The sequence below is a fragment of the Variovorax sp. Sphag1AA genome (assembly GCF_014192575.1).
GTDB lineage: Bacteria > Pseudomonadota > Gammaproteobacteria > Burkholderiales > Burkholderiaceae_C > Variovorax.
In genome coordinates this window covers 226,766-233,742 of record NZ_JACHYC010000009.1, presented here as the reverse complement: position 1 = coordinate 233,742, position 6,977 = coordinate 226,766, and the positions used below count along the sequence as shown (strand labels likewise).

The 6,977-nt window shown below is 64.5% G+C and carries 7 protein-coding genes; 2 read left to right on the top strand and 5 right to left on the bottom strand.

Annotation, left to right across the window (positions count from 1 at the left end; genetic code table 11):
- From FHW64_RS30810 to FHW64_RS30795, 4 genes are all read right to left on the bottom strand, one after another.
- Nucleotides 1–920, bottom strand: a 920-nt coding sequence (locus tag FHW64_RS30810; protein ID WP_184532555.1) for an aldehyde dehydrogenase family protein, incomplete at its 3' end; no start/stop codon positions are given.
- Nucleotides 921–943: 23 nt separating this feature from the next.
- Nucleotides 944–1,699 carry a fumarylacetoacetate hydrolase family protein gene (locus tag FHW64_RS30805; RefSeq protein WP_184532553.1) on the bottom strand — a complete coding sequence of 252 codons (756 nt, stop codon included), beginning with the start codon at nucleotides 1,697–1,699 and terminating at the stop codon, nucleotides 944–946.
- Nucleotides 1,696–2,379 carry a fumarylacetoacetate hydrolase family protein gene (locus tag FHW64_RS30800; RefSeq protein WP_184532545.1) on the bottom strand — a complete coding sequence of 228 codons (684 nt, stop codon included), beginning with the start codon at nucleotides 2,377–2,379 and terminating at the stop codon, nucleotides 1,696–1,698. Before FHW64_RS30800 ends, FHW64_RS30805 begins: the two co-directional genes overlap by 4 nt.
- Nucleotides 2,376–4,046 carry an FAD-dependent oxidoreductase gene (locus tag FHW64_RS30795; protein ID WP_184532536.1) on the bottom strand — a complete coding sequence of 557 codons (1,671 nt, stop codon included), beginning with the start codon at nucleotides 4,044–4,046 and terminating at the stop codon, nucleotides 2,376–2,378. Before FHW64_RS30795 ends, FHW64_RS30800 begins: the two co-directional genes overlap by 4 nt.
- Before the next feature lie 336 nt (nucleotides 4,047–4,382).
- Between FHW64_RS30795 and FHW64_RS30790 the strand changes: the two genes are divergently transcribed.
- Nucleotides 4,383–4,658, top strand: a complete 276-nt coding sequence (locus FHW64_RS30790) for a hypothetical protein (protein WP_184532534.1) — start codon at nucleotides 4,383–4,385, stop codon at nucleotides 4,656–4,658.
- A gap of 273 nt (nucleotides 4,659–4,931) precedes the next feature.
- The gene (locus tag FHW64_RS30785; RefSeq protein WP_184532532.1) at nucleotides 4,932–5,687 is read left to right on the top strand and encodes a substrate-binding domain-containing protein; all 756 of its coding nucleotides are present in this window, start codon (nucleotides 4,932–4,934) and stop codon (nucleotides 5,685–5,687) included.
- Between the two features lie 11 nt (nucleotides 5,688–5,698).
- Here the strand turns inward: FHW64_RS30785 and FHW64_RS30780 are convergent, their stop codons facing one another.
- Nucleotides 5,699–6,967: an MFS transporter gene (locus tag FHW64_RS30780; RefSeq protein ID WP_184532530.1), complete on the bottom strand. Its 1,269-nt coding sequence runs from the start codon at nucleotides 6,965–6,967 to the stop codon at nucleotides 5,699–5,701.
- Between the last annotated feature and the right edge of the window lie 10 nt (nucleotides 6,968–6,977).

The window sequence follows — 6,977 nt, the reverse complement described above, 5'->3', positions numbered from 1 at the left end:
TCGCCCACGGTGATCTTCTTCGCGCGTTCGACGAAGCGATCCACGAACTTCGCGTAGATCGACTGCTGCACCAGGATGCGGCTGCCCGCGGTGCAACGCTCGCCGTTGTTGCTGAAGATCATGAACACGGCGGCGTCCAGCGCGCGTTCGAAGTCGGCGTCATCGAAGATCACGAACGGGCTCTTGCCGCCGAGTTCCATGCTGAACTTCTTCAGGCCGGCGGACTTCACGATTCGGTTGCCCGTCGCGGTCGATCCGGTGAACGAGATCGCGCGCACATCGGGATGCGCCACCAGCGGCTCGCCGGCGTCCTTGCCGTAGCCGTGCACAAGATTCAGAACGCCGGCCGGAATGCCCGCTTCCAGAGCCAGTTCGCCCAGACGCGCTGCGGTCAGCGGCGACAGTTCGCTCATCTTCAGCACTGCGGTGTTGCCGAAGGCGAGGCACGGCGCGACCTTCCACGTCGCTGTCATGAAGGGCACGTTCCACGGCGAGATCAGCGCGCACACGCCGACCGGATGGAACAGCGTGTAGTTCAGATGCGTCGGCGTCGGATAGGTATGCCCATCCACCCGCGTGCACATCTCCGCGAAGTAGTAGAAGTTGTCCGCCGCGCGCGGCACCAATTGCTTGCCCGTCTGCGCGATCACCTGGCCGCAGTCGTTGGTCTCGGTCTGCGCGATCTCGGGCACGTTCTTGGCGATCAGGTCACCGAGCTTGCGGATCAGCTTCGCGCGCTCGGGCGCGGGCATGCCGGCCCACTTCGGAAAGGCTTCCTTGGCGGCTGCGACGGCTGCGTTGACTTCTGCTTCGCCGCCAGCAGCGACTTCGGCCAGCACTTCCTGCGTGGCGGGATTGACGGTCTGGAAATAGTCGCGGCCCGCGACCGGCTTGCCGTTGATCAAGTGATGAACTCGCATCTGGGATCTTTCCTTTATGTACTTCAGCGACCGAAGACTTCGTCGCTCGCAATCGTGTTGACCAGGCGGCCGATGCCTTCGATCTCGCAGACCACTTCGTCACCGGGCTGCACATCGACCACGCCTTCGGGCGTACCGGTGAGGATCACGTCGCCGGTGTTGAGCGTCATGAAGCTGCTCAGGTATTCGATGAGATAAGGGATGTCGAAGACGAAGTCGCGCGTGTTGCCTTCCTGCGTGACCTTGCCGTTGACCAATGTGCGCAGCGGCAGGTGGACGGTGTCGCCGATGTCCGAAGCGTCGACGAACCACGGGCCGAGTACGGTCCCGCCATCGCGGTTCTTCACGCGCAGGTTCGGGCGATACCAGTTCTCGAGGTAGTCGCGGATCGCGTAGTCGTTGGCGACGGTGTAGCCCGCCACATGCGACATCGCATCCTTGCGAGACACCTTGCGCGCGGTCTTGCCGATGACGACGGCCAGTTCGCACTCGTAGTGCATGAACTTCACGTCCGAGGGCCTGCGGGTCTGTCCGCGATGGCCGATGACCGACCCCGGGCCCTTGAGAAAGACAAGCGGCTCTTCCTGCGCGCCGAACGAAAGCTCCTTGGCATGGTCCGCGTAGTTCAGGCCCAGCGCGATGATCGTGCCGACTTCGAACGGCGGAAGCCAGACCACCGCGTCCTGATCGGCGACACGGCCATCGGCCAGACGCAGTGCATCGCCATGCGGCACGGCCTCGTGGATGGCACCGGCATACGCCACTCTTGCGCGCTTCATGCTTCCTCCTTCACGAGCGTGTTCGCCAGGCGGCCGATGCCTTCGATTTCCACGACGACCGATTGGCCGGCCTTGGCATTCGGCGAGCCTGCGGGCACACCGAGCAGCAGGACGTCGCCGGGCGCGAGGGTCATGAACTCGGTCACGTCCGCGAGAAGACGTGCGGCGTTGCGAACCATGCCGCCTGTGGAGGCCGTCTGGGCAAGCGCTCCGTCGACGTGGACCTTGATCGGGAGCTCGTCCGGAATGGCGATGCGACTCGCCGGTACCACCGTGGGGCCGATGACGCACGATCCGTCCAGCGCCTTGAAACGCACGGAAGGCCGGTAGAAGCTGTCATGCGGGACGCTGAAGTCGATCACCACCGTATAGCCCGCCAGGTACGACAAGGCGTCCGCTTCGGACACGCGGCAAGCGGTTTGCCCGATGACGAGGCCGAGCGAGGCACCCACCTGGAGTTCACCGGCGGATAGCGGGACGGCAACGTGGTCGCCATCGAACGCCAGCGTGTTGCGCGGCTTCACATACAGCACGGGCGCCTTGGGCGCCGCTTTGTATGGGGCCGCATTCACTGCCTCGCCGAGGGCGTTCAGGCTGGCGATGCTGTTGAGCAGCGTGCCGTAGACCGCGCCGCTCAGCCGATACGGCGGCACGTCGAATTGAAGAGCCGGTTGGATCATGCGTTGGCACCGGGCGTGTCGCTGAAGCAGCCCCGCAGGCGGTCGACAAGGGCGAGGACGTCTTCCGGTGCGTGATCGCCACGCCATGCGACGTGCTGGTCCGGACGCGAAAGCACGAGTGCGTGGCGATAGGCGGCTGGCACTTCATCGGCTTGCACATCGAGCACCGTCAGCGGCAACCCCCTGCGGGCGGCGGCTTCCTGAAGCGGACGGACGTCGGCCGTCGGGTCGAAACGCAGCAGCGTGTATTCGGCGCCCATGGCGTCGTAGAGCGAGCGACCGTCGGCCAGCCAGAAGTGCGGCGTGCGGCAGCCCGGCACCGTGGATGGCGTGAACTGGTCCATCTCATACGAGGGCGCTGCCTCGCCGTCATAGGCGATCAGCGGCGACGCGTCGTAGTAGTAGCCGAAGTTCAGGCCGGCGCAGCAGTACTGCTTGACGTTGAGGTCGTAGAGCGCCTGTCCGGCCACCCTGCGCGCCTCTTCGCCGGCGGGGCCCGGTTCCTCGATGCCGGCCGGGACGCCTTCGCGTTCCTTCTGCAGTGCGATGGCGTGGTTCATCGCGAACTTCGAGACCTGCTCGGTGATCGGCTGGCGCTCGGCTTCGTAGGCGGCGAGGATCCCTTCCTCAGCCCATCCGTTGATGCGGGCAGCCAACTGCCAGGAGAGATTCATCGCGTCGGCGATGCCGGCATTCATGCCGTAGCCCGCCATGGGCACCCAGAGGTGCGACGCATCACCGCAGATGAAGACGCGACGATCCCGGAACTTGTCGGCGACGAGCCGTCGGCCGATCCAGTCTTCCTTGGAGATGATTTCGTACTTGAAGTCGTCGCCGACACCGAGGATGGTGCGGATCGCCCAGTCACGGTCGACCGAATCGAACTCCAGCTCGTCAGAGCGCAGGTAGTTGTGCAACAGGAAGGTCTCGCGGCCGTCGATCGCGTAGACGTTGCCGCTGCGACGGGGATTGAGCGAGAACGTGGCCCACGCCGGCGTGTTCTTGGTGCGCGACAGCAGATCGGGCGCGCGGAAGTAGGTCGATTGCACCCGTCCCACGACATCCGTGCCTGAGAGCTTCGCGCCGATGGCTTTGCGTACGCTGGAGCGGCCGCCGTCGCAGCCGATCATGTACTGGCTGAAGATGCGGACTTCTTCGCCGGTGTCGAGGTTGACGCCCTTGGCGCTCACGCCGTGCTCGTCCTGCGTGAACTCGTCGATGCGCGTGCGGCTGAGGATGGTCACGCCATCGATGGCCTCGGCATGGGCGAACAGCACGGGCTCCAGGTAGATCTGGTTGATGCGGTGCGGTGGCTCCGCAGTAGGCCACCAGCCGTCCGGACCGCTCTTGTCGGTGTAGCGGCTTGCGCGCGACGGGATATGGATGCGCGAGAGTTCTTCGCCGGTGAAGCTCGTGCGGTACGACACATCATTGGCGTGGTCGGCCGGCAGGCCTGATTCGCGCATGGTCTTTGCAACACCGAGGCGGCGAAAGATCTCCATGGTGCGCGACGAGACGTGATTGCACTTGACGCTCGGAGGCTCGCCGCGGTGCCGGGTCTCGGCCACGATGACGGAGACGCCACGCTGGGCCAGGTCGGTGGCCAGCGTGAGGCCGACCGGACCGCCCCCGACGATCAGTACCTGCGTCTCGATGTTCTTGGTCATGCTCTGTTCCAGATGGGATGGGTGTGGGATTGCCGTGATTAAAGTCAAAGCCAGGCTGAAAGAAAAATCAATCTTTCAGCGGCAATTCATCAAGAACCCTTATTCCACCGTGTAGCTTCCGCCGCCGCGTGTGGAACTGGACTGCGAAAAGATCGCCGCAACGGCTTCACGCCCCGCGACCGGACGTACCAGGATGGGGCTCTTGAACACAACGTTCTCAGCAAGCAGGGCACTCACCTGGGCAGGTGTAGAGCGACCGGATTCCCGTAGTTTGCGCAGAGGATGCATGCTGAGTCAGTTCCCTCGAAGTCCAATTCGCATCGACGGGAAGGCCCTATGTCCCCAGGCAGCGTCCATGTCCTGAGCGTCGGCATGGTTGCCATCGGCACCATCCTGATCGGAGTGGCCGTCTGGCGTGCGTCTTACGTGTGGCGGCGGACTCGCCAAGTGAAGCCCACCAAGCCTGGAGACCCGATCCTCGAGACCCTGCAGAACTTGAATCTCGCCGCGGACAGCGACTACCGGCTTGGCGAATACGCACAGGCGCAAACCAAGTGCCTTGCTGCACTGGAGATTGCCCGGGCTGCCGGGCCAAGGCGGAGGCAGGAGTGAGCCACAGCATCCTGGGGGAGACAGCACTCAAGCTGGGCGCATGGGAGGCTGCGGTCGAACACTTCAATGAGGGGGTCGACCATTTCTCGCAAGCAGGAAGCCAGAAGGCGGCCCGCAGGGCGCTCGATCACTCCCGCACCCTCACGATCGAGCGCCGATCGGAGTCCAGTAACCGTCGCGTTGCCGAGATAGCCGCCGACGTAGTTTCATGCAACGTTTTCTCGTTGGTGTCGTCCAAAGCAGACGGTGGACGTCCATCGCCAAGGGGAACTCATGAACTCACGCCTTGCCTGCATCAGATGGGGTCTAGTCCTGGCTGGCCCTTTGCTTTTCGCGACGCTTGTTCAGGCAGCCGACATCAAGGTGATGTGCGACAGCCCACTTGAGCCCGCGTTGACCAAGGTCGTCGATCTTTACAGTCAACAGACGCACAACCGGGTCAGCTTGGTATTTGACCCATCGCCAGCTGTGCAGAAACGGATCGAAGACGGCGAGGCGGCAGACGTTGTGATCGTCCAACCGGATTTTGCTGAAGACCTGACGAAAGCGGGCAGGGTCAGTGCCGGTGATCGACCGATCATCGCCCACGTGGGCGTTGGCCTTGGCAATCGCAAGGACGGCCCGTCCTACGACATCTCAACGGCTGAGAAGTTGAAGAACACTTTGCTCGGGGCAGATCTACTTGTCTTCAACAGTGTCAAGTCGGGCCAGGCCTTTGCCAACGTCCTGGAACGTCTGGGCATCGCAGAAAGACTCAAGCCGAAGATCGTCCGTACGACACCCAACGGGATTTTTGAGCCCGTGCTGAAGGGGAAGGGCAACGACATGGTGGCGGGCACGATTCCGCTCATCGCAACGACGGGCGGCATCAAACTCCTTGGTCCGCTCCCAGGTGATCTTCAGAGCCCTCTCACATACACCGCCGTGCTCATGGCCAACACGTCGCAACGTGATACAGCCATGGCGTTCATCAAGTTCCTCGCGTCACGACAGGCAAAGGAGGCTTTCGCGGCGAATGGTGCCGAGTGACTGCTTTCTGCTCAAGCCGCAGCCCGCCCGCGCCCCAGCCACATTCGCAGCAGCACCAGTGCCGCGAACAGCACGAGCGCTGCGCCCGCCAGCGATGCATGAATACCCACGGCCGCGCCGGCGATCCCGACCGTGAAGCCGGCGAAGGTGCGCAGGCCGAGCGCCGACATGTTGAACAGACCGATGACCCGGCCGCGCGAGGCGTCTGGCGCATGCAGTTGCACCAGCGTCTGCGCCATCGCACTGAAAGACAACTCGAACACGCCGGCGAGGAACAGCAGCACAAGAGCCGCTGAATAGGAGCCGACGGCAGCGAAGCCCGCCAGCGCCAGGCACCAGCACATGCACAGCGCCACTGCGGTTCCTGCGGCGGGACGCAACAACCCGCCCATGCTCTCCATCAGCATGCCGGCGACCAGCGCGCCGGCGGCGTCGGCCGCCAGAAGCATGCTGTAGGTGGTGCCCGGGTCGCCGTGGCCGAGATCGCGCGCGAAGCCCGGCATCTGTGCCTGGTAGCTGTTGGCGACGAAGAATGAGGCGAGGCCGGCCAGGAGCACCATCGAGGCCAGGCGCCGGTCAGCGCGCACGTCGGCGACTGCGCGGAGCAGGTCGCCGATGCCACGCACCGCACGCTTCGACACTGCTGCGGCACCGGCGCGAAAGCGCGGGCCGTAGGGCGCACGCCAGAGCCAGAGGAAGGCCGGCAGGTAGAAGCAGAGGTTGAGCAGCAATCCGTAGCGCGGCCCGATGGTCAGCATGATCGCGCCGCCCACCGCAGGCCCCACCAGGACGCCCAGCGAGCGTGCGGTGGCGAGCAGGCGCACGCCGCTCGGCAGGTCGGGGCCCGGCACCACGTCGTGCAGCAGCACCTGGGTTGGTCCTTGCCAGAGCACGCCGGCACAGCCGTGGATCACCAGAAGAAGCATCGCCTGCCACATCTGCAGCGTGTCGGTGATGAAGAACCACGCCCAGCCGGCAGAGGCGGTCATGAAGAGCAGCATGCCGCACTGGATCAGCCGCCGCGGATCGACCCGGTCCGCGAGGCCACCGACCGGCACCGACAACAGAAGAAAGGGCAGCCAGTGCGAAACGACGGCGAAGCCGCCGAGCGCCGGCGAGTGGAATTTCTGGAACGCGACCCAGTAGCTGATCACGTGCTCGATGTTGTCGGCCATCATCGCCAGCAGGTAGGTTGCGGCGAGGGCACGAAACCCGGGTAGCCGCAGCGCGGCGAAGGAAGGCGAGGATGAGGCGGGCGCGGGCGGTGGGCTGACGGACATGCTGCGGCGC

Coding starts and splice junctions, on each gene's coding strand:
- FHW64_RS30805 (WP_184532553.1), bottom strand. CDS start 1,699: ATGAAGCGCGCAAGAGTGGCGTATGCCGGTGCCATCCACGAGGCCGTG.
- FHW64_RS30800 (WP_184532545.1), bottom strand. CDS start 2,379: ATGATCCAACCGGCTCTTCAATTCGACGTGCCGCCGTATCGGCTGAGC.
- FHW64_RS30795 (WP_184532536.1), bottom strand. CDS start 4,046: ATGACCAAGAACATCGAGACGCAGGTACTGATCGTCGGGGGCGGTCCG.
- FHW64_RS30790 (WP_184532534.1), top strand. CDS start 4,383: ATGTCCCCAGGCAGCGTCCATGTCCTGAGCGTCGGCATGGTTGCCATC.
- FHW64_RS30785 (WP_184532532.1), top strand. CDS start 4,932: ATGAACTCACGCCTTGCCTGCATCAGATGGGGTCTAGTCCTGGCTGGC.
- FHW64_RS30780 (WP_184532530.1), bottom strand. CDS start 6,967: ATGTCCGTCAGCCCACCGCCCGCGCCCGCCTCATCCTCGCCTTCCTTC.